General features: G+C 66.5%; 23 protein-coding genes. 18 read left to right on the top strand and 5 right to left on the bottom strand.

What is annotated here, in order from left to right; all coding sequences use genetic code 11:
• Positions 1-23 precede the first annotated feature (23 nt).
• From ACLB1G_RS04305 to ACLB1G_RS04295, 3 genes are read left to right on the top strand one after another with little or no spacing between them, the layout of a single operon-like run.
• A complete protein-coding gene (locus ACLB1G_RS04305; RefSeq protein WP_491625952.1) occupies positions 24-1,697 on the top strand; it encodes a sensor histidine kinase in 1,674 nt (557 codons plus the stop codon).
• On the top strand, positions 1,694-2,047 hold the full coding sequence (locus ACLB1G_RS04300; protein WP_491625951.1) for an Hpt domain-containing protein: 354 nt from the start codon (positions 1,694-1,696) through the stop codon (positions 2,045-2,047). Before ACLB1G_RS04305 ends, ACLB1G_RS04300 begins: the two co-directional genes overlap by 4 nt.
• A complete protein-coding gene (locus ACLB1G_RS04295; protein WP_491625950.1) occupies positions 2,044-4,263 on the top strand; it encodes a hybrid sensor histidine kinase/response regulator in 2,220 nt (739 codons plus the stop codon). Before ACLB1G_RS04300 ends, ACLB1G_RS04295 begins: the two co-directional genes overlap by 4 nt.
• Before the next feature lie 28 nt (positions 4,264-4,291).
• On the opposite strand, the gene ACLB1G_RS04290 is transcribed toward ACLB1G_RS04295, so the two are convergent.
• Positions 4,292-5,467 (bottom strand): ABC transporter substrate-binding protein, encoded by a 1,176-nt coding sequence (locus ACLB1G_RS04290; protein ID WP_491625949.1) that lies wholly within the window; start codon positions 5,465-5,467, stop codon positions 4,292-4,294.
• Positions 5,468-5,607: 140 nt separating this feature from the next.
• Here ACLB1G_RS04290 and ACLB1G_RS04285 point away from each other — a divergent pair, with 140 nt between their 5' ends.
• A complete protein-coding gene (locus ACLB1G_RS04285; protein ID WP_491625948.1) occupies positions 5,608-6,699 on the top strand; it encodes a porin in 1,092 nt (363 codons plus the stop codon).
• Between the two features lie 27 nt (positions 6,700-6,726).
• Here the strand turns inward: ACLB1G_RS04285 and ACLB1G_RS04280 are convergent, their stop codons facing one another.
• On the bottom strand, positions 6,727-7,566 hold the full coding sequence (locus tag ACLB1G_RS04280) for an IclR family transcriptional regulator domain-containing protein (protein WP_491625947.1): 840 nt from the start codon (positions 7,564-7,566) through the stop codon (positions 6,727-6,729).
• 136 nt (positions 7,567-7,702) lie between these two features.
• Between ACLB1G_RS04280 and ACLB1G_RS04275 the strand changes: the two genes are divergently transcribed.
• The 9 genes from ACLB1G_RS04275 to ACLB1G_RS04235 all read left to right on the top strand — a co-directional run bounded on the left by ACLB1G_RS04275 (position 7,703) and on the right by ACLB1G_RS04235 (position 16,192).
• Positions 7,703-8,368 carry a 3-oxoacid CoA-transferase subunit A gene (locus ACLB1G_RS04275; RefSeq protein WP_491625946.1) on the top strand — a complete coding sequence of 222 codons (666 nt, stop codon included), beginning with the start codon at positions 7,703-7,705 and terminating at the stop codon, positions 8,366-8,368.
• 2 nt (positions 8,369-8,370) lie between these two features.
• Positions 8,371-9,012, top strand: a complete 642-nt coding sequence (locus ACLB1G_RS04270; RefSeq protein WP_491626028.1) for a CoA transferase subunit B — start codon at positions 8,371-8,373, stop codon at positions 9,010-9,012.
• A gap of 14 nt (positions 9,013-9,026) precedes the next feature.
• Positions 9,027-10,229, top strand: a complete 1,203-nt coding sequence (pcaF, locus tag ACLB1G_RS04265; protein WP_491625945.1) for a 3-oxoadipyl-CoA thiolase — start codon at positions 9,027-9,029, stop codon at positions 10,227-10,229.
• Positions 10,230-10,326: 97 nt separating this feature from the next.
• On the top strand, positions 10,327-11,190 hold the full coding sequence (locus ACLB1G_RS04260) for a branched-chain amino acid ABC transporter permease (protein ID WP_491625944.1): 864 nt from the start codon (positions 10,327-10,329) through the stop codon (positions 11,188-11,190).
• Between the two features lie 53 nt (positions 11,191-11,243).
• Positions 11,244-12,221, top strand: a complete 978-nt coding sequence (locus ACLB1G_RS04255; protein ID WP_491626027.1) for a branched-chain amino acid ABC transporter permease — start codon at positions 11,244-11,246, stop codon at positions 12,219-12,221.
• Positions 12,222-12,223: 2 nt separating this feature from the next.
• A complete protein-coding gene (locus tag ACLB1G_RS04250) occupies positions 12,224-12,982 on the top strand; it encodes an ABC transporter ATP-binding protein (protein WP_491625943.1) in 759 nt (252 codons plus the stop codon).
• Complete coding sequence (locus tag ACLB1G_RS04245; RefSeq protein WP_491625942.1) at positions 12,975-13,676, top strand: ABC transporter ATP-binding protein; 702 nt, start codon at positions 12,975-12,977, stop codon at positions 13,674-13,676. Before ACLB1G_RS04250 ends, ACLB1G_RS04245 begins: the two co-directional genes overlap by 8 nt.
• 41 nt (positions 13,677-13,717) lie before the next feature.
• Complete coding sequence (locus ACLB1G_RS04240; RefSeq protein ID WP_491625941.1) at positions 13,718-15,364, top strand: GMC family oxidoreductase; 1,647 nt, start codon at positions 13,718-13,720, stop codon at positions 15,362-15,364.
• Between the two features lie 423 nt (positions 15,365-15,787).
• Positions 15,788-16,192: a hypothetical protein gene (locus ACLB1G_RS04235; RefSeq protein WP_491625940.1), complete on the top strand. Its 405-nt coding sequence runs from the start codon at positions 15,788-15,790 to the stop codon at positions 16,190-16,192.
• A 4-nt stretch (positions 16,193-16,196) separates the two neighbouring features.
• Here the strand turns inward: ACLB1G_RS04235 and ACLB1G_RS04230 are convergent, their stop codons facing one another.
• On the bottom strand, positions 16,197-16,946 hold the full coding sequence (locus ACLB1G_RS04230) for a GntR family transcriptional regulator (protein WP_491625939.1): 750 nt from the start codon (positions 16,944-16,946) through the stop codon (positions 16,197-16,199).
• A 146-nt stretch (positions 16,947-17,092) separates the two neighbouring features.
• On the opposite strand from ACLB1G_RS04230, the gene ACLB1G_RS04225 reads away from it, so the two are divergent.
• The 5 genes from ACLB1G_RS04225 (at position 17,093) to ACLB1G_RS04205 (ending at position 21,650) form a co-directional block, all read left to right on the top strand.
• A complete protein-coding gene (locus ACLB1G_RS04225) occupies positions 17,093-18,448 on the top strand; it encodes an enolase C-terminal domain-like protein (RefSeq protein ID WP_491625938.1) in 1,356 nt (451 codons plus the stop codon).
• A gap of 42 nt (positions 18,449-18,490) precedes the next feature.
• On the top strand, positions 18,491-19,567 hold the full coding sequence (locus ACLB1G_RS04220) for a porin (protein ID WP_491625937.1): 1,077 nt from the start codon (positions 18,491-18,493) through the stop codon (positions 19,565-19,567).
• A gap of 14 nt (positions 19,568-19,581) precedes the next feature.
• Positions 19,582-20,925, top strand: coding sequence for an MFS transporter (locus tag ACLB1G_RS04215; protein ID WP_491625936.1), 1,344 nt, complete (start codon positions 19,582-19,584; stop codon positions 20,923-20,925).
• Between the two features lie 108 nt (positions 20,926-21,033).
• Positions 21,034-21,297 carry a nucleotidyltransferase family protein gene (locus ACLB1G_RS04210; protein WP_491625935.1) on the top strand — a complete coding sequence of 88 codons (264 nt, stop codon included), beginning with the start codon at positions 21,034-21,036 and terminating at the stop codon, positions 21,295-21,297.
• Positions 21,294-21,650 (top strand): HepT-like ribonuclease domain-containing protein, encoded by a 357-nt coding sequence (locus ACLB1G_RS04205; RefSeq protein WP_491625934.1) that lies wholly within the window; start codon positions 21,294-21,296, stop codon positions 21,648-21,650. Before ACLB1G_RS04210 ends, ACLB1G_RS04205 begins: the two co-directional genes overlap by 4 nt.
• Before the next feature lie 55 nt (positions 21,651-21,705).
• On the opposite strand, the gene ACLB1G_RS04200 is transcribed toward ACLB1G_RS04205, so the two are convergent.
• Together ACLB1G_RS04200 and ACLB1G_RS04195 are read right to left on the bottom strand one after the other, a co-directional pair.
• The gene (locus tag ACLB1G_RS04200; protein ID WP_491625933.1) at positions 21,706-22,650 is read right to left on the bottom strand and encodes a PDR/VanB family oxidoreductase; all 945 of its coding nucleotides are present in this window, start codon (positions 22,648-22,650) and stop codon (positions 21,706-21,708) included.
• A 3-nt stretch (positions 22,651-22,653) separates the two neighbouring features.
• Complete coding sequence (locus tag ACLB1G_RS04195; RefSeq protein WP_491625932.1) at positions 22,654-23,670, bottom strand: Rieske 2Fe-2S domain-containing protein; 1,017 nt, start codon at positions 23,668-23,670, stop codon at positions 22,654-22,656.
• Positions 23,671-23,689 lie beyond the last annotated feature (19 nt).

Raw genomic sequence — 23,689 nt, 5'->3', positions numbered from 1 at the left:
GCAGCCGCCCCCGGGAGGATGCGATGGCCTTACATGGACGGATCGATGTGCGCTGGTTGCTGGGCGGTTTTGCCGTGCTGCTGGTGGTCGGCGTCTGGACCCTGACCCTGGCCCAGCTGGGCGGGGCCGAGCGTTTGCGCCGCGCCGACGCCGAGCGCGACGCCCGTACCCTGGTGCGCCTGTTCAGCGAACATGCCAGCCGCACGCTGGAGGCCTCCGACCAGGCCGTGATCTTCCTGCGCCACCGCTACACCCAGGTCGGCAAGCAGCTACAGATCGTCGACGAGCTGCGCGCCGGACTGGGGCCCAGCGATATCTACAATCTGTTCACCATCGTCGACCAGGATGGCGACGTGGTGCTGTCCACGCAGCCGTTCAAGCCCATCAACCTGAGTGACCGCGAACACGTGCGGGTGCACCGCGAGGGCCGCGCCGAGGGACTTTACATCAGCCAGCCGGTGCTGGGCCGGGTGTCGGGACGCTGGTCGCTGCAGCTCACGCGCCGCATCACGGCGCCCGGCGGCGGCTACGGCGGGGTGGTGGTGGCTTCGCTGGACCCGCAGTATTTCACCCGGCTCTACCATGACATCGACGTCGGCCAGCAGGGCACCATCGCCCTGGTCGGGGCCGACGGCGTGATGCGCGTGCGCCGCCGCGGCAGCGAGGACAGCATGGGGCAGCACATCGAAAGCAGCGCGCTGTTCCAGGCGATGCTCAAGGATGGCGAGGGCCTGATGAGCGAACCCGGTCCGGTTGACGGCCGTCCACGCCTGTATGCCTTCCAGAAGCTGGAAGGCTATCCGCTGTACGCCCTGGTCGGCATCGACCTGGAGGAACGCGCGGCGGCCCAGGACGGCACCCGCCGCACTGCGCTGGCGCTGGCGCTGGGCGCCACCCTCGTGATCCTGCTGTTCAGCACCGGCCTGATCGTCGGGGTGGGCTGGCTGATGCGCAGCCGTGAGCAGGCGGTGACGGCCAACGTGGCCAAGTCGCGCTTCCTGGCCAATATGTCGCACGAACTGCGCACCCCGCTCAACGGCATCCTGGGCTACGCCGAGCTGCTGCAGATGGACGGCAGCGCGCGCGTGCGGGAATTCGCCGGCTCCATCCACGGCAGCGGCTTGCGGCTGCTGCGCCTGGTGGAGGCGGTGCTGGAACTGAGCGCCCTGGAGGCCGGCCGGGAGCGGTTGGAGCCGGCCCCGCTGCCGCTGCGCGACCTGGTCACGCAGGCGCTGGGCGCCTACCGCGCCGAGGCGGCGGCGCGCGGGGTGGTATTGGAGCAGCTGGTCCAGGAAGGGCTGCCGGACCTGGTTGTGGGCGACCAGCGCCGCCTGCAGCGCCTGCTCGACATCCTGCTGCGCAATGCGCTGCAGGCCACCGGCAGTGGCGCCGTGCGCCTGTCGGTGGCGCGCGGCTTCGGCCCCAACCTGCGCTTCCAGGTCAGCGACACAGGCAGCGGCGTGCCCCCTGAGCTGCGGGCGCGCCTGTTCCAGCGCTTCGAGCAGGCCGACGATACCCCAACCCGGGCGCGCGATGGCGCCGGGCTGGGTCTGGCGATCGCCACGCACCTGGTGGCGCTCATGCGTGGCCGTCTGTGGCTGGAGGAGGATGGCCAGCCGGGCGCCAGTTTCGTGGCCGAGCTGCCCTTGCCGGCGGCCGGTCCCACCCCCGATCAATTCCACCAGGAGGCAGCATGAATTATGGCGCCATCGATCCCGCCGTCCTGTGGCAGGCCGCCGCTGCCGACCGCGACGCGTTCCAGATGCTGGCCGTGACCTTTCTAGAAACGGCGCCGCCGCTGATGGAGCGCCTGTGCGCGGGCCTCGAGCGTCGCCGCCTGATGGAGGTGGCGGCCGCCAGCCACTCGCTCAAGGGCATGACGGTGCTGGTCGGCGCGGCCAGCCTGAGCGCGCTGCTGCTGCAGATCGAGCGCGCCGCGCGCGCCGGCCAGCCGCCGGCGCCGGCGCCGGCCCTGCAGCCACTGTTTGCGCAGGTGATGCAGGAAGTGGCGCGCAGCCGCCTGGATTACCACGGGGAGCCTGCGTGAGCCCGGCCTGTCCGTACTGGAGCCGCCTGAACACCCGTCAGGCCCTCGCCATCCTGGGCGGGGCCCTGGTGGTGCTGCTGGCGCTGACCACGGCGGTGGCGGCCTGGGTCCTGCGCCAGCACGAGATCGAGGATTGGCGCCAGGACCTCGGCAACCTGTCGCTGGTGCTGGCCGAGAGCACGGCACAGACCATGGCCTCCAGCGTGCAGGGACTGGACGCCATTGCCGTGGCAGTGGCCGGGGTGGACTCCCCGCGCGAACTGGAGTCGGAAGCCTTCAACCGGGTCCTGCGCGACACCATCAGCGGGCTGCCGCAGATCGAGGTGGCGACCGTGGTGGCGGCCGATGGCCGGGTGCTCAACTTCACGCGGTCCTGGCCGGCGCCGCCCATCAACCTGGCCGAGCGCGATTATTTCCAGTACCACCGCGACCATCCCGGCCGCGCGCCCTACCTGAGCAAGCCCGTGCGCAACAAGGGCAACGGCAAGTGGACCTTCTACCTGAGCCGGCGCCTGGACCATGCGGATGGCGGCTTTGCCGGCGTGCTGCTGGTGGGCGTGTCGTGCGACTTCTTCTCGCGCTTCTTCGAGAGCGTCAGCCTGGGGCAGCACGCCGCCATCTCGCTGTACCGTGACGACTACACCCTGCTGGCGCGCTATCCGGCCGCCGATGCCCTGATGGGTACCCAGGTCACCAATGGCACCACCTTTGCCGTCATCAGCTCCGGCAAGCAGGACGGCGTGCTGATGGCTGACGGCATGCGCGCCGCCGAGGGCAAGCCGGTGGTGCGCATGGGCGCCGTGCGCCGGGTGCGCGACTACCCCCTCATCATCAACGCGACCATCAACGAGCAATTGCTGATGGCCGGCTGGTGGCGCAACCTGGGCCTGCTGGGTTCGGTGGCGGCGGTCAGCCTGTGCGCGCTGCTGCTGGCGTTCTGGGTGGTGCACCGTCTGCTGCTGCGGCGTGAACAGGATGCCGAGCGGGCCCTGGCGCTGCAGCGCCAGGCCGACGCCGCCAATGCGGCCAAGTCGCAGTTCCTGGCCATGATGAGCCACGAGATCCGCACGCCCATGGGCGCCATCGCCGGCATGTCCGAGCTGATGCTGGACACCCCGCTGGACCCGGTGCAGCGCGGCTACGCCCAGAATGTCCAGCGCGGCATCGGCGAGCTGATGATCATCATTAACGATGTGCTGGATTTTTCCAAGATCGAGTCCGGCCACATGGCGCTGGAGTCGGTTGCCTTCGATCCGGCCGAACAGCTGGAGCAGGTTGCCGCGCTGCACCGCGCGGCGGCCGGACGCAAGGGACTGGAACTGGCGCTGGAAGCCCAGGCCGGCCCGGGCGCCGTGCTGGGCGACCCGGCGCGCATCCGCCAGGTGCTGGGCAACCTGCTCAGCAATGCGATCAAGTTCACCGCCAGCGGCAGGGTGGTGCTGCGCTTCCGGGCCAGCGCGGAAGGCAGCCGGGCCGGCGCCTGGCGCCTGCATTACGAAGTGAGCGACAACGGCATCGGCATCGCGCCCGAGGCCCAGCAGCTGCTGTTCGAACCGTTTACCCAGGCCAGTGGCAAGATAGGCATGGAGTACGGCGGCACCGGACTGGGACTGGCGATCTGCCGCCGCCTGCTGCAGCTCATGGGCGGCGAGATCGGCGTGGAGAGCGCGCCCGGCGCCGGTTCGCGCTTCCACTTCTCGCTGCCGGCGCAGCTGGCTCCGGCCATGCCTGTGCCCGCCAGCGACCACGCCAGTGCCGCCACCAGCACCAGCACGGGTGCCAGCGCCAGGGCGGCGCAAATGACGGCGCACGCGCCGGCGGCCGGCGGCCGGCGCGTGCTGCTGGTGGAGGATACCGACATGAACCGCCAGCTGGCGCGCCTGCTGCTGCAGCGCCTGGGCTGCGTGGTGGAGGAGGCCGTCAATGGCGCCGCCGCGCTGGAGGCGCTGCAGCAGGGCGAGTACGACCTGGTGCTGATGGATTGCATGATGCCGGTCATGAACGGCTACGACGCCTGCCGCCGCTGGCGCGAACTGGAGCTCGAACGCGGCCGGGCGCGGGTGCCGGTGATCGCACTGACGGCCAGCGCCATCGAGGGTGACCGCCAGCGCTGCCTGGAGGCCGGCATGGACGACTACCTGAGCAAGCCGTTCACGGCGGCCCAGTTCACGGCCATGGTGCAGCGCTGGTGCTGGCAGCCGGCGCCGCAGGCCTGAGCTTACTTGGGTAACTTATTTGCCCGGATTATTTGCCCGGATCCTTTTGCTCGGCGAACTGGTCGAACTCCACGTTGTAGGGTTCATTGCCGACCTTTTCCACCTTGCGTACATAGACCGTCTGCACGATGTCGCGCGTGGCCGGGTCGATGCTGATCGGGCCGCGCGGGCTGTTCAGCTTCAGGCCCTTGAGCACCGCCATGGCCTGGTCGCCGTCGATCTTGCCATTGAGCTTGCGCGCCACTTCATAGATGGCGGCCATGCCGTCATAGGCGCCCACCGCCATGAAGTTGGGGCGGCCGCCGTTCGGGTTGGCCGCCGCAAAGCTCTTCAGGAAGGCCGCGTTCTCGGGTGACTTGTGCGCCGCCGAATAGTGGAAGGTGGTGATCACGCCCAGGGTGGCGTCGCCCATGGCCGGCAGCACGTGGTCGTCGGTCAGGTCGCCGGTGGCGATCACCTTGATGCCGGCTTCGGCCAGGCCGCGCTCGCGGTAGCCCTTCATGAAGGCGATGCTTTGTTCGCCGGCCGGCACGAAGATGAACACGGCGTCCGGCCTGGCGTCCTTGATGCGCTGGATGAAGGGCGCGAACTCCGGATTGCGCAGCGGGACGCGGATCGCTTCCGTCACCGTGCCGCCGCCCTTGACCAGCTCCGCCTTGAAGGCGTTTTCCGCATCGATGCCCGGGCCGTAGTCGGCCACCAGGGTCACCACTTTCCTGATCTTGTTCTTGACCGCCCAGGTGGCCATGGGCGCCGAAATCTGCGGCAGCGTCATGGAGAAGCGCGCAATGTAGTTGGACTTGGTGGTGATCACCGAGGTGGCCGCGTTCATGATGATCATGGGCTTCTTGGCCTGCTCGGCGATGGGCGCCACCGCCAGCGCTTCCGGCGTCAGGCCGAAGCCGGCCAGGAAGTCGACCTTGTCGCGCACCACCAGTTCCTGCGCCAGGCGCTTGGCGATTTCCGGCGAGGGGCCGGTGGTGTCCTTGATGATGATTTCCACCTTCTTGCCGGCCACGCTGGCGCCGTGCTGCGCCATGTACGCCTTGATGCCCCCCTCCATCTGCTTGCCGTAGTCGGCGAAGGGGCCGGAGAAGGCGGCGATCACGCCGACCTTGATGGTGTCCTGGGCCTGGGCCAGCGGCATGGCGCCCCAGCCGGCGGCGGCCAGTGTGGCAAACGCCACAAATTTTTTCATTTGCATGGTTGTCTCCCGGTTTTATCTGTCGTGAACAAGCGCCTCGGTTGACAAGGCTGCCTGATACTCATAGTATCGAATTTATGTGCGATTAACAACCCATTGTTCGATTATCGCACATACTATAAAACTACTAGGAGACAGCAATGAAGAATACGATCCGCTGCGCGGCTGCGCTGGTGGCTGGCATGGGTGCATCGGCGGCAATGGCGCAGAGCTCGGTGACGGTGTACGGCCTGGTCGACACCGGTGTCGCGTATGTCACCAACGTGAACGCCAACGGCGATTCCGTCACCAAGATGCCTTCCCTGACCAGTTCCTTCCCCTCGCGTGTGGGCTTCCGCGGCGTGGAAGACCTGGGTGGCGGCCTGCAGGCCCTGTTCAACCTGGAAGCTGGCCTGACCCTGGACGGCGGCGGCATGGGGCAGGGCAACCGCCTGTTCGGCCGCCAGGCCACCGTGGGCCTGAAAGGTTCGTTCGGCACCCTGACCCTGGGCCGCCAGGTCAACATGACCTATATCTCGACCCTGAAGTCGGACGTGATGGGCCCGCACCTGTTCGCCATCGGCAGCATCGACGCCTACCTGCCCAACGCGCGCAGCGACAACGCCATCGGCTACCTGGGCAACTTCAATGACGTGGTGGTGGGCGCCACCTACAGCTTCGGCCGCGACACCTCGTCGGCCGGCGGCCCGGCCGCCACCGGCTGCCCGGGCGAGGTGCCCGGCAACTCCAAGGCCTGCCGCCAGTACACCGGTATGCTGGGCTACGAGACCAAGCCCTGGGGCGTGAACGTGGCCTACGATATGATGTACGGGAATACCGGAGCCGCCTTCGGCCTGACCAGCAGCAACAACAGCGACAAGCGCGTGGTGTTCAACGGCTATTTCATGGTCAACGACGTCAAGCTGGCCGGCGGCGTGATCGACCGCACCACCCGCGCTTCCACCGGCCTGACCGAATCGGACCTGTACTTCTTCGGCACCAGCTATCCGATCAATCCCTTCCTGACCCTGGATGCGCAGGTGTCCAAGCGCGACGTGAAGAACAGCGACGCCGACGCCACCCTGGTGGTGGGCCGCCTGACCTACTACCTGTCCAAGCGCACCGCCGTCTATGGCAGCGTGGCGCGCATGAAGAACGCCGGCCTGTCGGCCATCGCCCTCGACGCCGGCGGCACCGTGGGTGTGGGCAAATCGCAGAATGGCATCATGGCCGGCCTGCGCCACACCTTCTAAGCAGACGAGCTGCCCCAGGTGCGGCGCCTAGGGGAGCAAGACTGACAGCTCCTGGGCGCCGCGCAGCAGCACCGGCAGGAATTCCTTTTCCAGCTGTTCCACGCTGACGCGCGCCGCCTGGGCGCCCACGTTCAGCCCGGCCAGCACGGCGCCCGAGGCGCCGCGCACCGGCACCGCGATCGAGCGCAGGCCCAGCTCCAGTTCCTCGTCGTTGACGGCGTAGCCGGCCTGGCGCACCCCGGCCAGGATCTCGCGCAGGCGCTTGGCGGAGGTGACGGTGTGCTCGGTCATGGGACGCAGCCTGGTGCGCTCCAGGTACAGCTCCAGCTGGTCCGGCGGCAAGTGCGCCAGCAGCACCCGGCCCATGGAAGTGCAGTAGGCCGGCAAACGGCTGCCGGTGTTGAGCGCCACCGACATCACGCGCGCGGTCGCCGAGCGCGCCACATACAGGATCTCGCCCTCGTCCAGCACCGCCATCGAGCTCGATTCGTTGAGTTCGCGGCTGATGCTGTTCAGGTAGGGCTGGGCCGACACCGTCAGCGGCGTCGAGGACAGGTAGGAGTAGCCCAGGGTCAGCACCTTGGGCCGCAGCGAGAAGTTGTTCAGCTCCGCGTCCACGTAGCCCAGCATGCGCAGGGTGTGCAGGCAGCGCCGCACGGCCGCGCGCGGGATGCCGGTCTTCTGGCTGATCTGGGCGATGGTCTGCGGCTTGCGCGAATCGCTGAAGGCGCGCACCACGGCCAGGCCGCGCGCCAGCGAGGTCATGAAACTGGGATCGGTCAGCGCATCGATCTGTTCGGCGATGGTCGGTTCGCGTTCTTCGGCCGCTGCGGCCGGCTGCTTGGGGGAGGCGGGATTCTTGGGCATGGCGAGATTTTAATTCAAGGGACTGTTCCGATAGCTGTTTTTTTCTTGACCGCGCCAGCTCTGCGTGGCTACACTGTGTGTGCGGTAATCAATCATTAGTTCGATTATCGCACAGAACAACGACAAGGCACACATCATGATTGATAAAACCATAGAAACCATGGAGCAGGCCGTGGCCGACATCCATGACGGCGCGACCGTCATGATTGGCGGCTTCGGCAACGCGGGCATGCCCTCGGCGCTGATCGACGCGCTGATCGACCACGGCGCGCGCGAGCTCACCATCGTCAACAACAACGCCGGCAATGGGGAGGCCGGACTGGCCGCGCTGCTCAAGGCCAAGCGCGTGCGCAAGATTATCTGCTCCTTTCCGCGCCAGGCCGATTCGCACCACTTCGACGCCCTGTACCGCGCCGGCGAGATCGAGCTGGAACTGACCCCGCAGGGCAACCTGGCCGAGCGCATCCGCGCGGCCGGCGCCGGCATCGGCGGCTTCTTCACCCCCACCGGCTACGGCACCCTGCTGGCCGAGGGCAAGGAGACCCGCCTCATCAACGGCCGCCACTATGTGCTGGAGTCGCCCATCCACGCCGACTTCGCATTGATCAAGGCGCTGCACGGCGACCGCTGGGGCAACCTGGTGTACCGCAAGACCGCGCGCAACTTCGGCCCCGTCATGGCAATGGCGGCCAAGGTCACCATTGCCCAGGTCAACAAGGTGGTGGCGCTGGGCGAGCTCGATCCGGAAGCGATCATCACCCCCGGCATCTTTGTGCAACGCGTGGTGCAGGAGGCAGCATGAGCATGACACGATATACCCGCGACCAGATCGCTGCGCGCGTGGCGCAGGATATCCACGAAGGCGCCTACGTCAATCTCGGCATCGGCCTGCCGACCAAGGTGGCCAACTACCTGCCGGCCGACCGCGAGATATTCCTGCACAGCGAGAACGGCCTGCTGGGCATGGGTCCGGCCCCGGCGCCCGGCGAGGAGGATGACGACCTGATCAACGCCGGCAAGCAGCCGGTCACCCTGCTGGTGGGCGGCGCCTACTTCCACCACGGCGACTCGTTTGCCATGATGCGCGGCGGCCACCTGGACGTGTGCGTGCTGGGCGCCTTCCAGGTGTCGGAAAAGGGCGACCTGGCCAACTGGCACACCGGCGCGCCGGACGCCATCCCCGCCGTGGGCGGCGCCATGGACCTGGCCCTGGGCGCCAAGCAGGTGTACGTGATGATGGACCACCAGACCAAGACAGGAGAAAGCAAGGTGGTGCGCCAGTGCAGCTACCCGCTGACCGGCGTGGCCTGCGTCAACCGCATCTACACCGACCTGGCGGTGCTGGATGTGACCAGGGATGGTTTGGCCGTCCGTGAAATGGCCCCCGGCCTGACCTTCGAAGAGCTGCAGGCCGTGACCGGCGCGCCGCTGCTGCCCTTGAAATGAATACGGAGAACAGCATGAACGAAGCCTTTATCTGCGACGCCATCCGCACCCCCATAGGCCGCTACGGCGGCGCCCTGAAGGATGTGCGCGCCGACGACCTGGGCGCGCTGCCGCTGCGCGAACTGATGCGCCGCAATCCCGGCGTCGACTGGAAGGAAGTGGACGACGTGATCTACGGCTGCGCCAACCAGGCCGGCGAGGATAACCGCAACGTGGCGCGCATGTCGGCGCTGCTGGCCGGCCTGCCGCAGGAAGTGCCCGGCTCCACCGTCAACCGCCTGTGCGGTTCGGGCATGGACGCCGTCGGCACGGCGGCGCGCGCCATCCAGTCCGGTGACGCCAGCCTGATGATCGCCGGCGGCGTGGAATCCATGACCCGCGCGCCTTTCGTGATGGGCAAGGCCGACAGCGCCTTCTCGCGCAGCGCCAACATCTACGACACCACCATAGGCTGGCGTTTCCCGAACAAGGTGATGAAGGAACTGTACGGCACCGACGCCATGCCGGAAACGGCCGAGAACGTGGCGGTCGATTTCAAGGTGAGCCGCGAGGACCAGGACAAGTTCGCCCTGGCCAGCCAGCAGAAGACCGCACGCGCCCAGCGCGACGGCCTGTTTGCCGACGAGATCATGCCGGTATCGATTCCGCAGAAAAAGGGCGAGCCCATCGTGTTTGCCCAGGACGAGCATCCGCGCGAGACCTCGCTGGAAGCGCTGGCCAAGCTGAAAGGCGTGGTGCGTGCCGACGGCAGCGTCACGGCCGGTAACGCTTCCGGCGTGAACGACGGCGCCTGCGCGCTCTTGATCGCCAGCGCCGACGCCGCCGCCAAACACGGCCTGACGCCGCGTGCCCGCATCGTCGGCATGGCCACCGCCGGCGTGGCGCCGCGCGTGATGGGGATAGGTCCGGCGCCGGCCACGCAAAAGCTGCTGCGCCAGCTGGGCATGACGCTGGACCAGATCGACATCATCGAGCTGAACGAAGCCTTCGCCTCGCAGGGCCTGGCCGTGCTGCGCGAACTGGGCCTGCGCGACGACGACCCGCGCGTCAACCAGCTGGGCGGCGCCATCGCCCTGGGCCACCCGCTGGGCATGAGCGGGGCGCGCCTGGTGACCACCGCCATGTACCAGCTGCACCGCACCGGCGGCCGCTATGCGCTGTGCACCATGTGCATAGGCGTCGGGCAGGGTATTGCCATCGTGATCGAACGCGTGTGATGATCTAGTAACACACCAAGAATGGTTGGAGACAGAAACATGTATAACGAGAAGACAGGCGCAGCCCAGCGGGCGCGCCGCACCCCGGGAGACCGCCATGGGTAATTTCGCCGGCGTCCTGTTTGACGGCATCGCCTACGGCAGCCTGCTGTTCCTCATCAGTGTCGGCCTGTCCGTCACCATGGGGATGATGAACTTCATTAACCTGGCCCACGGCGCCTTCGCCATGCTGGGCGGCTATGTCAGCGTGATGGTGCTGTCGCGCTGGGGCGTGCCTTTCCTGGCCTCGCTGCCGCTGGCCTTCCTGGCCTCGGCCGTGGTCGGGCTGGTGCTGGAGCGCACCCTGTACCGCCGCCTGTACAAGGCCAGCCACCTGGACCAGGTCTTGTTTTCCATCGGCCTGACCTTCATGGCAGTGGCCGGCGCCACCTACTTCTTCGGTCCGACCCAGCAGCCGGTGGTGCTGCCGGACTGGCTGCGCGGCCAGGTGCCATTGCTGGGGCTGGAAGTGGGCGCCTACCGTTTGTTCCTGATCGGCGTGGTGGTGCTGATCACCATCGCGCTGGGCCTGTTGATCGAACGCACCCGCTTCGGCGCCATGATACGGGCCTCGGTGGACAACCAGACCGCCGCCGCGGGCCTGGGCATCAACGTCAGCATGGTGTTCAGCCTGACCTTCGCGCTTGGTTCCGGCCTGGCCGGACTGGGCGGCGGCCTCGGTATCGACGTGCTGGGCCTGGACCCCTCGTTCCCGGTCAAGTACATGGTCTACTTCCTGCTGGTGGTGGCCGTGGGCGGCGCCGGCACCATCAAGGGGCCGCTGCTGGCGGCCCTGATCCTGGGCGTGTTCGACGTGGCCGGCAAATATTATGTGCCTGAAATCGGCGCCTTCGTGATCTACGCCCTGATGGTGCTGCTGCTGATACTGTTCCCCGCCGGCCTGATACGGAGGAAAGCATGAACGCCTTCACCGAAGCCGCCGTCAAGGCGCCATCCACCACGATCCAGACCCCCATGAAGACACCCGCACTGCGCCTGCCCAACGACCGCTGGAAGCCGCTGGAAATCGCCTTCTGGCTGCTGCCGGTGGCGTCCTATTTCGCTTTCCCGAACTACCTGGTGCTGATCTCGCAAATCATGATCGTCGGCCTGTTTGCACTGTCGCTGGACCTGATACTCGGCTATGCCGGCATCGTCTCGCTGGGCCACGCCGCCTTCTTCGGCTTGGGCGCCTATACGGCCGGGCTGCTGGCGGCGCACGGCTGGGGCGAGCCCATCACCGGGCTGCTGGCCGGCGCCATGGTGGCCGGCGTGTCCGGCTTCATCGTCAGCTTCCTGGTGGTGCGCGGCCAGGACCTCACGCGCCTGATGGTCACCCTGGGCATAGGCCTGATGCTGTTCGAGGCCGCCAACAAGGCCGCCTTCATCACGGGCGGCGTGGATGGCTTGTCCGGCATGATGGTCGGCAAGCTGTTCGGCGTGTTCGAGTTCGACCTGAATGGCAACGTGGCCTTCTGCTACAGCCTGGGCGTGCTGTTCCTCGTGTTCCTGGTGCTGCGCCGCCTGGTCAATTCGCCGTTCGGCCTGAGCCTGGTCGGCATCCGCGAAGGCGGACGCCGCATGCCCTCCCTGGGCGTGGACGTGAACCGCCGCCTGACCGCCATCTTCACCGTGGGCGCCACCGTGGCCGGCATCGCCGGTGCGCTGCTGGCGCAGACCACCCAGTTCGTCGGCCTGGACGTGCTGAGCTTCCCGCGTTCGGCCGAACTGGTGATCATGCTGGTGCTGGGCGGGACCGGCCGCCTGTACGGCGCGCTGGTGGGCGCCGCCATCTTCATGCTGGCGCAGGACTACATCGCCGGCTTGGATCCCACCTACTGGCAGTTCTACATCGGCCTGCTGCTGGTGCTGATCGTGCTGTTCGCGCGCGGCGGCGTGCTGGGCGGCCTGGAAAAAATCGTGGCCCGTGTCAAACCGGCGCGCAAGGAGTAACGATGAACCAAGACATGACACTGCGTACCGAAGGCCTGTCCAAGCAGTGGGGCAGTTTCAAGGCCAACAGCGACGTCAGCCTGACCTTCGCGCCGGGCGCGCGCCACGCGCTGATCGGGCCCAATGGCGCCGGCAAGACCACCTTCATCAACCTGCTGACCGGCGCCTTCCAGCCCAGCAGCGGCAAGGTCTACCTGGGCGGCGAGGACATCACCCACCTGCAGCAGCACAAGCGGGTGGCGCGCGGCATGACGCGCACCTTCCAGATCAACACCCTGTTCGCCGGCCTGACGGTGCTCGAATCGGTGGCCCTGGCCATCTGCGAGCGGCGCGGCCTGCAGTCGGTGTGGTACAGGACGGTGGCCAATCATACCGACGTGATCGACGAGGCCATGGCCCTGCTCACCACCCTGAAGCTGGCCAACGAAGCCAATTCGGTCACGCGCAGCCTGGCCTACGGCAAGCAGCGCCTGGTGGAGATCGCGCTGGCGCTGGCCACCAGGCCGCGCATCCTGCTGCTCGATGAACCGGCGGCCGGCATTCCGCAGGCCGAGAGCAAGGAGCTGTTCGAAGTCATCGCCCAGCTGCCGCGCGACGTCACGGTGCTGTTCATCGAGCACGACATGGGGCTGGTGTTCCGCTTCGCCGACCGCATCACCGTGCTGGTGGGCGGCAAGGTGCTGACGGAGGGCACGCCGGCTGACATCGCGGCCGATCCGCGTGTGAAAGAAGTGTATCTGGGGGAGGCTGAACATGGCTGAATTGCTGGCATTGGACAAGGTCACGGCCGGCTATGGCGAATCCATCGTGCTGGAGGACGTGTCCTTCACCATGAACGAGGGCGACAGCCTGGCGCTGCTGGGCCGCAACGGCGTCGGCAAGACCAGCCTGCTGGTGACGCTGATGGGATTGACGCGCCTGCACAAGGGCCGGATCCGCTGGGCCGGGGCCGACATCGCGCGCGTGTCCACCTACAGGCGCTCGCGCTCGGGGCTGGGCTGGGTGCCGCAGGAACGCCATATGTTTCCCTCGCTGACGGTGGAGGAGCACCTGACCGTGGTGGCGCGCCCCGGACGCTGGACGCTGGAGAAAATCTACGAGCTGTTCCCGCGCCTGCAGGAGCGCCGCCTCAACATGGGCAACCAGCTGTCCGGCGGCGAGCAGCAGATGGTGGCCATCGCGCGCGCGCTGATGACCAATCCGCGCATCCTGCTGCTCGATGAACCGATGGAGGGCCTGGCGCCCATCATCGTGCAGGACCTGGTGCGCGTGATACGGCGTTTGGTGCAGGAGGAGGGCATGTCGGTGATCGTGGTCGAGCAGCATGCGCGGCTGGCGCTGTCGCTGACCACGCGCGCCATCGTGCTGGACCGCGGCCGCATCGTGCACGATTCCGACAGCGCCAGCCTGCTGGCCGACGGCGACAAACTCGACCGCCTGGTGGCCGTGGCCTGAGGCGGCTTGTCCCCCTGTCACGCTTGTTGTAGATTGGGGGCATGACGACTTCAGACCATGTTCACCAGGGACCCGGCGTCCGATATGACTACGACTACATTGTCATAGGCTCCGGCTTTGGCGGCAGCGTGTCCGCCCTGCGGCTGGCGGAGAAGGGCTACAGTGTCGCCGTCATCGAGCAGGGGCGGCGCTGGACGCCGGCTAACCTGCCCAGGTCGAACTGGTCGCTGGCCAGCTGGCTGTGGCGGCCCGCGCTGGGCATGCGCGGATTTTTCAGCATGCAGTTCTTCCGCCATGTCGTGGTCCTGCACGGGAACGCGGTGGGCGGCGGCTCCATCACGTATGGGAACACGCTGCTGGTTCCGCCGGACCACGTGTGGCAGCAGGGCAGCTGGGCCGGGCTGCAGGACTGGCAGGCCATCATGCCGGCGCATTACGCCACCGCCAAACGCATGCTGGGCGTGACCACCAACCGCATCCTCGGTCCGGCCGACCTGCGGCTCAAGGAAATGGCGCGGCTGGTTGGCGCCGAACACACTTTTTATCCCACCGAGGTCGGCGTCTTCTTCGGCCAGCCGGGCCAGACCTGTGCCGATCCGTATTTCGGTGGCGAGGGGCCGGAGCGCACCGGCTGCGATGGCTGCGGCGGCTGCATGGTCGGCTGCGGCAAGAACGCCAAGAATACGCTGGACAAGAACTACCTCTACTTCGCCGAGAAGAAGGGCGCCGCGCTGCATGCGGAAACCAGGGTGGTGGACGTGCGGCCGCTGGCCGGGCAGGCCGACGGCGGCGCCGGCTACGAGGTCGAGGTGGTGGCTGTCTCCGGGCCGGAGCGGGGACGGCGCCGGCGCTTCCAGTGCCGGGGCGTGGTGTTCGCGGCCTCCTCGCTGGGCACGCAGGAACTGCTGCTACGTCTCAGGGAAAAGGGATCGCTGCCGCATCTCTCCGCTGCGCTGGGCCGCCATGTGCGCACCAATGCCGAATCGCTGATCGGGGTGCGCTTTCCGGGTTCGCAGGTGGACCTGTCGCGCGGGGTCGCCATCGGCTCCGGCATCCATATCGACCAATACACCCATATCGAAGCGGTGCGCTATCCGGCGGGCTCCGACGCCATGGGCCTGATGACCACCGTGATGACGCTGGGCCGCCCCGGCTGGATCCGCATCCTCACCTGGGCCGCGACCCTGGGCAAGCTGCTGCTGACCCGTCCCGTGACGACGTTGCGCTCGCTGCGTCCCAGGAACTTCGCGCGCGAGACCATGATTTTCCTGTGCATGCAGACGGTGGAAGCGCAGCTGACCATGAAGCTCAAGCGGCGCTGGTTCTGGCCCTTCGCAAAGCAGCTGGCCAGCCACGGCGAGCGCATCCCGACCTTCATCCCGGCCGCCAACGACTTCGCCATCAAGGCCGCCCGGGCCAGCGGCGGCGTGGCGCAGACCTCGATGACGGAGATCCTGTTCAACGTGCCCACCACCGCCCACTGCATGGGCGGCGCGGTGATGGGACGCACGCGCGAGGAGGGCGTGTGCGATGGCCAGAACCGCGTGTTCGGCTACCAGAACATGTACATCTGCGACGGCTCGGTGCTGGGGGCGAATCTCGGCGTCAATCCCAGCCTGACCATCACCGCGCTCACCGAGCACGCCATGAGCCACATCCCGCCGCGCGACCCGGCCAGCGGCGCTTAGAGGAGGTTTGCAAAAAGAGCGGTGTCGGGACGATTTCGCCACATTTATTGTTCAACGAACTTCCAATTCAGGGCGCTAGCTGACGAGCATCAAACCGCGGCGGCGATCCAGATCCCGCAATGTTCAGCGGCGCGACTGCGGAGGTAGACTGTTTTCGATACACATTCCGAAAACCTGACAAGGATGTACTATGGAGTCCGGGCCTGTTGGTCCCATCGTGTATCCGGACAATCCCGATACCGCACCTCGGCGGTTCAAGCCGATAAAAGGTGAGTTCGGCAAGCTCTGCGATGATGGCTCGGTATGGGAGCGGCATACCAGCAGCCACGGCGGTGACCAGTGGAAGCGCTGGATGGATAAGCGATCTTATGAGAGCAGGACTAAGCCCCAGAGTATTTGGCCGGATGGTCGTATAAGGAAATCATGATGGACACGGTACTTTCCTTTGAAAGCCTGTATGAACTATCGATACGCCACTGGCCTGCGTCTATCGATACCAGCAAATTGCTGCCGGGCGGCGAAGGGCGCTATGCAATAGCCGGTTTGGGTGTGATTACGAACGGCATCGAGGCGCGCTACCTGGGTCATCCCCTCGAGGTGCTGCTGCGCGAAATGCATATGGCGATTTACGAGCTGCTCCACAAACTCGCGCGTGACCTCACCGAAGTCAGGCCGTCGGCGATACGCGGCACAGCCGTCAAGGCAATTTTTGACAAGAGGCTGCGCGATGCGTTGCAAACGCCTGAGTTGGGCTGGAACCATGTGGACGTCCGCTTGGTAGAAGAATACCTGTCACCGCCAGCCTTCGTTGCCGCAGACGCCGGTTAAGCTTTCACTCCGGCACGCGGTCGATGAACTCCGACACCGGCAGCATATAGCCGGGATAACGCTCGCGCAGGCTGTTCAGCTCGTTCAGCGTGCCGGACAAATGCTTGCGCAGCCATTCCTGTGCGCCGGCCGGGTCGCCCTTGGCGATGGCCTCGGCGATGCCGGTGTGCTCCTCCAGCACGGTCTGCGCCTTGCCGCTGAGCGGCACGTGCAAACGCCGCAGCCGGTCCAGGTTGCCGCTGGCGCCGCGTATCATGTGCCACACCGTCATCAGCTGCGCCGCCTCGTACATGGTGCGGTGGAATTCCTGGTCGAACCGGATGAAGCCGCCGATATCCTCCACCTCCAGGCAGGCGCGCTGCCTGGCCACGGCTGAACGCAGCGCCTTCACGATATCGGGATTGGCCGCCTTGGCCAGGCCGTGCACGATTTCCAGCTCCACCGACAGGCGCAGCACGTGCATCTGGCGCGCCGAATCCAGGTCGATGGCGCGCACCCGGGTCAGGTGCTGGGGAAAAATCTCCACCAGCCCCTCTTTTTCCAGGCGCGACAAGGCGTCGCGCACCGGCATGGGTGACAGGTCCAGCGCTTCCGCCACCTGGGTGCGCGACAGCGCCGTGCCCGGCTTGAGCGCCAGGGTGACGATCTGCTCGCGCAAGTGTTCATAGACCTGCGACGCCGCGCTGCGGCTGCGGTCCAGGCGGAACGTGGCGGACAAATTCTCCATATTCATGTCGTTGGGAAACTGTGGCATAGGCGGGAGCCGATTCTATCACGCTGCCAGAGCGGCCAGAAAAGCGGTGGCGCCAGCCGCAAAGTTCCGCTACACTAACTGGGATCGCAGTAACCTAGGATCCCAGCAACCGGGATCCCCATGCAACCCAACAACAGGCGCGAGACATGAAGCACACCCCAACCATTACAGAGATGCAAGTCATCCCCGTCGCCGGCCGCGACAGCATGCTGCTCAACCTGTGCGGCGCCCACGCGCCGTACTTCACGCGCATCCTGGTACTGCTCAAGGACAGCGCCGGCAACACCGGCATGGGCGAAGTGCCCGGTTCGGCCGGCATCCTGCTGACGCTGGAAAAAGCCATTCCGCTGGTGATGGGCACCGAGATCGCGCGCTACAACCGCACCCTGAACGCCATGCGCGACGCCATCGCCGGCAAGGCCAGCCACCAGGTCAGCAACGCCGCCGAGGAAGCGGTGCTCAAGCAGCCGCACGAAATCAACCTGCGGCTGGAAAACGTGGTCACCGCCGTCGAGGCGGCGCTGCTGGACCTGCTGGGCCAGCACCTGGGCGTGCCGGTGTGCGAACTGCTGGGCGGCGGACAGCAGCGCAGCCACGTGCCCATGCTGGCCTATCTGTTCTACATCGGCGACCGCCAGCGCACCGACTTGCCCTACCAGACCGGCGAGGGCCAAAGCGGCTGGTACCAGCGGCGCCACCAGGAAGCGCTGACGCCCGAGGCCATCGCCGACCTGGCCGCCGCCAGCGTCGACAAATATGGCTTCCGCGACTTCAAGCTCAAGGGCGGCGTGATGCGCCCCGAGGAGGAAATCGAAGCGGTGGCCGCCATCAAGCGCCGCTTCCCCGAATCGCGCGCCACGCTGGACCCGAACGGCGCCTGGACCCTGGAACAGGCCATCGCCGCCTGCCGTGGCCAGGGCCACATCCTGGCCTATGCCGAAGATCCCTGCGGCCCCGAGAACGGCTATTCCGGGCGCGAGATCATGGCCGAATTCAAACGCGCCACCGGCATCCCGACCGCCACCAACATGGTGGCCACCGACTGGCGCCAAATGGCCCATTCGCACTTGCTGGGCGCGGTCGACATCCCGCTGGCCGATCCCCACTTCTGGACCATGCAGGGTTCGGTGCGCCTGGCGCAGCTGTGCCACGACTGGGGCCTGACCTGGGGTTCGCACTCCAACAACCACTTCGACGTGTCGCTGGCCATGTTCACCCACGCCGCCGCCGCCGCCCCGGGCAAGATCACCGCCATCGACACCCACTGGATCTGGCAGGAAGGCGAAGAGCGCCTGACCCGCGAGCCGCTGCAAATCGTTGGCGGCCAGGTGGCGGTGCCCGAGCGTCCGGGGTTGGGCGTGGAACCGGACATGGAGCGCATCCAGCAGGCCCACGCGTTGTACAAGAAGGTGGCCGGCGGCGCGCGCGACGATGCGATGGCGATGCGTTACCTGATTCCCGGCTGGAGCTATGACCCCAAGCAGCCCAGCATGGGCCGCTGAGCACCCCCACATAAAAACTATATCAACACCAGGAGACCCCCTTTGAAAAAGAAAGTACTCACCAAGGCAGCGCTGGCGCTGCTGGCCCACGGCGCCTGGGCGCAATCGAACGTCACCATGTACGGCGTGGTCGACGCCGGCCTGGCGCTGGAAAACGGCAACAAGGACGGCGCGGTGCGCAAGCTCACCGGTGGCATCGCTTCCGGCTCCCGGCTCGGCTTCAAGGGCACGGAAGACCTGGGCAACGGCGGCTATGCCCTGTTCCAGCTGGAAGCAGGGATACAGGCCGACACCGGCGCCTCGGCCCAGGGCGGCGTGCTGCTCGGGCGGCAGGCCTTTGTCGGCGTCGGCAGCCGCGAGCTGGGCGCCATCACGCTGGGACGCCAGTACGCGCCGCACTACCTGGCGGCGGTGTTTGCCGACCCCTTCGTCAGCGGCACCTCGGCCGACGAAAAGAACCTGATCAACGCCGTCTCCAACGGCGGCCGCATGGACAACAGCATCAAGTACGCCAGCCCGGTATCGCTCGGCTTCAGCGGTGAACTGGTGTACGCGGCGGGCGAGGTGGCCGGCAATGCCGCTGCCGGGCGCTCCCTGGGCGGCGTGCTGGCCTATGCGGCCGGTCCGCTGGCGGTGCGCCTGGCCTACCACGACAAGAGCAACGAGACGGCCACGGTGCAGCTGGCCAGCGCGCGCAACACCCTGCTGGCCGCCACCTACGACTGGAGCGTGGCCAAGCTGTACCTGGCGTATGGCGTCAACAAGGGACCGCTCAGCTCCACCCTGCGCAACGCGAACAATCCCTATGGCTACGCGGTGGCGCCGGTGGCCACTTCGGTCACGCGCGACAGCACCGACACCCTGGTGGGCGTCAGCGTGCCGATCGAGCGCCACACCCTGCTGGCCTCGTGGATACACAAGAACGATAAAGAACGGGGCAACCAGGACGCCGACCAGTTCGGCCTGGGCTACCGCTACAACCTGTCGCGCCGCACCGACCTGTACGCGATCTACGCGCGCATGCTGAACAAGAACGGCGCCAGCTACACGCTGGGCAACGCCGCCGATGGCGGCACCGGCAACCGCGCCATCGACCTCGGCATACGGCATACCTTCTGAGACTGGAGACTATCGTGCATCACACCGACGCAACCCAAGGCCAGGCGGAGAACCCGCTGCTGGAGCAAGCGATCAGCAAGGTGAAGTGGCGCATCCTGCCGCTGTTCGTCATCATGTTCATCGCCAATTACATCGACCGCGTGAATATCGGCTTCGTGCGGCCGCACCTGAGCGCGGACCTGGGCATAGACGCCGCCGCCTTCGGCTTCGGCGCCGGCCTGTTCTTCGTCGGCTACGCGCTGTTCGAAGTGCCGTCGAATATCATGATGCAGCGCTTCGGCGCCAAGGCCTGGCTGACCCGCATCATGTTCACCTGGGGCCTGGCCGCCACCGCCATGGCTTTCGTGCAGGGCGCGCACTCGTTCTATGCGCTGCGCTTCCTGCTGGGCGTGGCCGAGGCGGGCTTCTTCCCTGGCGTGGTGTTCTACTTCACCCGCTGGCTGCCGCGCGCGGAACGCGGCAAGGCCATGGCGATCTTCCTGAGCGGCTCGGCTGCGGCGTCCATCCTGTCCGGCCCTGTCAGCGGCGGACTGCTGCAGATCGAGGGTGGCGGACTGCATGGCTGGCAGTGGATGTTCATCATCGAGGGCATGTTCTCGGTGCTGCTGTGCGGCGTGGTGTGGAAGCTGCTGGATTCCGATCCGCAGGACGCGAGGTGGCTGAGCAAGACCGAGCGCGAGGTGCTGATCGCGGAAATCGCGGCCGAACAGAAGGAGCGCGAGGCCGCCAATGTGCAGCCGCACGGCAGCAGCCTGCGCCTGCTGCGCGATCCGCAGATCGCCTTGTTCTGCCTGATCTACTTCCTGATTTCGCTGACCATCTATGGCTCCACCTTCTGGCTGCCGACCATCATCAAGAAGATGGGCCATTACAGCGAATTCCAGGTGGGCTTGTTCAACTCGGTGCCGTGGATCATCTCCATCGTCGCGATGTACATCTTTGCCGCGCTGGCGCAGCGTTACAAGAACCAGCAGGCCTGGGCGGCATCGGCCTTCGCGGTGGCCGGCTGCGGCATGTTCGCCTCGGCGTCCACGGGCGACCCGGTGTACAGCTTCGTGGCGATCTGCTTTGCCGCGATCGGCTTCAAGGCGGCGTCTTCGCTGTTCTGGCCGATTCCGCAATCCTACCTGGACGTGCGCATCGCGGCGGCCGTGATCGCGCTGATCAATTCGCTGGGTAACCTGGGCGGCTTCGTCGCCCCGACCGCCTTCGGCATGCTGGAACAGCGCACCGGTTCCATCCAGGGCGGCCTGTACGGCCTGGCCACCGCCTCGCTGCTGGGCGCGGTGCTGGTGTTCTTCGCCCGCAACCGGCCACGCAAGGATGGACCGGGGCAGCTGGCCCACGCCGCCAGCTGAGGCGTGCCGGAGCCGGGCCAGTTGCTGTACACTGGCTTGGTGATTTCTTGGGAGAGCGTCGTGAACAGGTTGCCATCAAGCCCACGCCCATCGGCGGCCTTGAACTTGATGCGCAGTGCCGTGCGTGAAGTGGCCAGTAAGTTTCCTGTAACGAATTTACGCATCTTTGGATCGGTACTGCACGGGACGGACAAGGTGGGAAGTGATCTCGACCTGTTGGTGGATGCCTTGCCCGGCGCGACCTTGTTTGATCTTGGTGGATTGCAGGATGAGCTGGAGTCCTTGCTTGGGGTTCGCGTGGACGTGCGTACTCCTGGCGACTTGCCGCTCCGGATACGTGCCAGGGTGGTAGGGGAGGCGCAGCCACTATGACCGACCAGCGCCTGTCCGACTATCTCGCGCACATCCGGGGTGCCATAGCCGATGCGTACAGCTTCGTTGACGGGATGAGTCACGAAGATTTCCTGGATGACAAGCGTACCCAGCAGGCAGTTATCATGAGCATACTTATTGTCGGTGAGGCTGCGACCAAACTGATGTCTGTCTATCCCGGCTTTATCGAGCAACATCCGGAAATACCGTGGCGTAGCATGCGTAGTACGCGCAATCGCATTGCACATGGTTATTTCGATGTCGACCTGGATGTGCTCTGGGAAACTGTGCAGAATAGCCTTCCCGAATTGTTGCAAAATCTAGACGCTGTTACTGATGACGACGATGAGTGAGGGCGGCTACCTATCTGTCCGGCGCCATTGCCACCACGATGGCGCCGTTTTTAGTTCAAATGTCTAGCACCATCACTGGCGTACGGGCGCGTGAGACGCACGGCAGGAAGCAGTTGTTGGCGGCGCGCTCCGGGGCGGTAAGCACGCTGTCCTGGTGGTCCGGGACGCCTTGCAGCACCGTGGTGCGGCAGGTGCCGCAGACGCCCACTTCGCATGAGCTGTCGATGGCGATGCCGGCGTCCTGCAGGCAGACCAGGGCGGTGCTGCCGGCCGGCACCGTGATGTCGCGGCCGGAGCGGGCCAGGCGCAGGATGAAGGTTTGCGCGCCGGCGTCCGGTGCCGGAGCGGTGAACGATTCCTGGTGTACCGCGTCCGGTCCCAGTCGGGCCCTGGCCGCCTGCGTGACGGCCTCCATGAACGGCCCGGGACCGCAGACATAGGCATGCGCACCCGTCGGCGCGGCGTTAAGCAGCTGCGCGATGCGGGCTGCCCTGTCGGATGGCGTGTGGCCGCAGTGGATATCCGTGTGCTGCGCCAGGGCGCCGTCGCCGCGCAGTTCATCGGCAAAAGCGATGCTGGCCTCGTCGCGCGTGAAGTAGGCCAGGCGGAAGCGCTCGCCACGGCGCAGCAGGGCATACGCCATGGACAACACCGGCGTGATGCCGATGCCGCCCGCGAACAGCAGATGCATGGGCGCCGCTGGCGCCAGCGCGAAGGCGTTGCGCGGCGTACCGATACCGAGCGTGCCGCCCACACGCGCTGTGTCGTGCAGCCACGCCGAGCCGCCGCGCGACTGCGGTTCGCGCTTGACGGCGATGCGGTAGCTCTCGCCCGACGGCGCCCGGCAGCACAACGAATACTGCCGCACCAGTCCATTGCCCAGCGTGACATCGATATGCGCACCGGCCTCGTACAGAGGCAGCGGCGCGCCATCGGGCGAACGCAGTTCCAGCACGCGGATGCCGCCCGCATCGTGGATGGCAGTGATGACGGCATCCATGGCCTAGTTCTCCACCGTGTGCAGCGTCACGATGCGGCGTGCGCGGTTGGCGCCGGCGTCGACGTGGATATCGACCTGCGGCGCGCCGCCGAACTGGCGCATGTTGCGGTACTGCGCTTCGATGATGACGCGGTCTTCCTCGAAAGTCTGCTCGGTCTGGCGGTACACCAGCTCCAGATTGTCCGGCTGGTCCGGATGCGCGGACGCCGCCATGGTCCAGAAATAATGCGAAGTGCTTTCCGTCTCCGGCGTGATGCCGTGGAAGCCGCGCATGTGGAAGCCGCCCCGTTCCGGATTTTCCAGCGGCTCGGCGCCGGCATCCACCGCGCCGGTGAAAATGTTCAGGTGGGTCAGGTGGAAGTCGATCTCCTGCCAGCGGTCGATCAAGCCCTTGAAGGGCCAGGCCGCCGCATAGGTGGCGGGCGGCTGCGAGGACTTCATCCAGCGCACCACGCGCACATGGTCGCCTTCCGAATTGACCGTGGTGGGCGCCTCCATGTGCACCTTGGCGTTGCCGCCGATGGTCTTGCCGTGCACATAGCCGACGTGGCTCAGGTCCAGCAGGTTATCGTGGATCAGCTGGTAGGGCGCCTGGTAGTGGAAGGCGCCGCCCTTGTAGCGGTAGCGCGGATTCTCGTGCGCGGCCACTTCCGGCGGCGGGCCGGGCGGCGCCGCATCCGGCTCGGCGCCGAACCAGACCCAGATCACCTGGTTGCGTTCCGCTGCGTGGTAGGCCTTGACCCTGGCCTTGCCGGGGATGCGCACCTGGCCGGGAATCTCGACACACTGGCCGGCGCCGTCGTACAGCAGGCCGTGGTAGCCGCAGCGTATGCCGCCGTTTTCCAGCATGCCGCAGGACAGCGGCACGCTGCGGTGGCAGCAGCGGTCCTCCAGCGCGGCGACGCCGCCACCGGGCTTGCGGAACAGGACGATGGGCTGGTTCAGCAGGGTGCGCGCCACGGGCTGGTCCTGCAGCTCCCAGGCGAAACCTGCGACATACCATTGATTGAGCGGGAACATGGTGATCTCCTCCTGTGCT

This window comes from Duganella kummerowiae (assembly GCF_053572355.1).
Note: the sequence above shows the minus strand (reverse complement) of the source record. Positions and strands in the feature narration are given on the sequence as shown.

Coding starts and splice junctions, on each gene's coding strand:
- ACLB1G_RS04305 (WP_491625952.1), top strand. CDS start 24: ATGGCCTTACATGGACGGATCGATGTGCGCTGGTTGCTGGGCGGTTTT.
- ACLB1G_RS04300 (WP_491625951.1), top strand. CDS start 1,694: ATGAATTATGGCGCCATCGATCCCGCCGTCCTGTGGCAGGCCGCCGCT.
- ACLB1G_RS04290 (WP_491625949.1), bottom strand. CDS start 5,467: ATGCAAATGAAAAAATTTGTGGCGTTTGCCACACTGGCCGCCGCCGGC.
- ACLB1G_RS04285 (WP_491625948.1), top strand. CDS start 5,608: ATGAAGAATACGATCCGCTGCGCGGCTGCGCTGGTGGCTGGCATGGGT.
- ACLB1G_RS04280 (WP_491625947.1), bottom strand. CDS start 7,566: ATGCCCAAGAATCCCGCCTCCCCCAAGCAGCCGGCCGCAGCGGCCGAA.
- ACLB1G_RS04275 (WP_491625946.1), top strand. CDS start 7,703: ATGATTGATAAAACCATAGAAACCATGGAGCAGGCCGTGGCCGACATC.
- ACLB1G_RS04270 (WP_491626028.1), top strand. CDS start 8,371: ATGACACGATATACCCGCGACCAGATCGCTGCGCGCGTGGCGCAGGAT.
- pcaF (WP_491625945.1), top strand. CDS start 9,027: ATGAACGAAGCCTTTATCTGCGACGCCATCCGCACCCCCATAGGCCGC.
- ACLB1G_RS04260 (WP_491625944.1), top strand. CDS start 10,327: ATGGGTAATTTCGCCGGCGTCCTGTTTGACGGCATCGCCTACGGCAGC.
- ACLB1G_RS04255 (WP_491626027.1), top strand. CDS start 11,244: ATGAAGACACCCGCACTGCGCCTGCCCAACGACCGCTGGAAGCCGCTG.
- ACLB1G_RS04250 (WP_491625943.1), top strand. CDS start 12,224: ATGAACCAAGACATGACACTGCGTACCGAAGGCCTGTCCAAGCAGTGG.
- ACLB1G_RS04245 (WP_491625942.1), top strand. CDS start 12,975: ATGGCTGAATTGCTGGCATTGGACAAGGTCACGGCCGGCTATGGCGAA.
- ACLB1G_RS04240 (WP_491625941.1), top strand. CDS start 13,718: ATGACGACTTCAGACCATGTTCACCAGGGACCCGGCGTCCGATATGAC.
- ACLB1G_RS04235 (WP_491625940.1), top strand. CDS start 15,788: ATGATGGACACGGTACTTTCCTTTGAAAGCCTGTATGAACTATCGATA.
- ACLB1G_RS04230 (WP_491625939.1), bottom strand. CDS start 16,946: ATGCCACAGTTTCCCAACGACATGAATATGGAGAATTTGTCCGCCACG.
- ACLB1G_RS04225 (WP_491625938.1), top strand. CDS start 17,093: ATGAAGCACACCCCAACCATTACAGAGATGCAAGTCATCCCCGTCGCC.
- ACLB1G_RS04210 (WP_491625935.1), top strand. CDS start 21,034: ATGCGCAGTGCCGTGCGTGAAGTGGCCAGTAAGTTTCCTGTAACGAAT.
- ACLB1G_RS04205 (WP_491625934.1), top strand. CDS start 21,294: ATGACCGACCAGCGCCTGTCCGACTATCTCGCGCACATCCGGGGTGCC.
- ACLB1G_RS04200 (WP_491625933.1), bottom strand. CDS start 22,650: ATGGATGCCGTCATCACTGCCATCCACGATGCGGGCGGCATCCGCGTG.
- ACLB1G_RS04195 (WP_491625932.1), bottom strand. CDS start 23,670: ATGTTCCCGCTCAATCAATGGTATGTCGCAGGTTTCGCCTGGGAGCTG.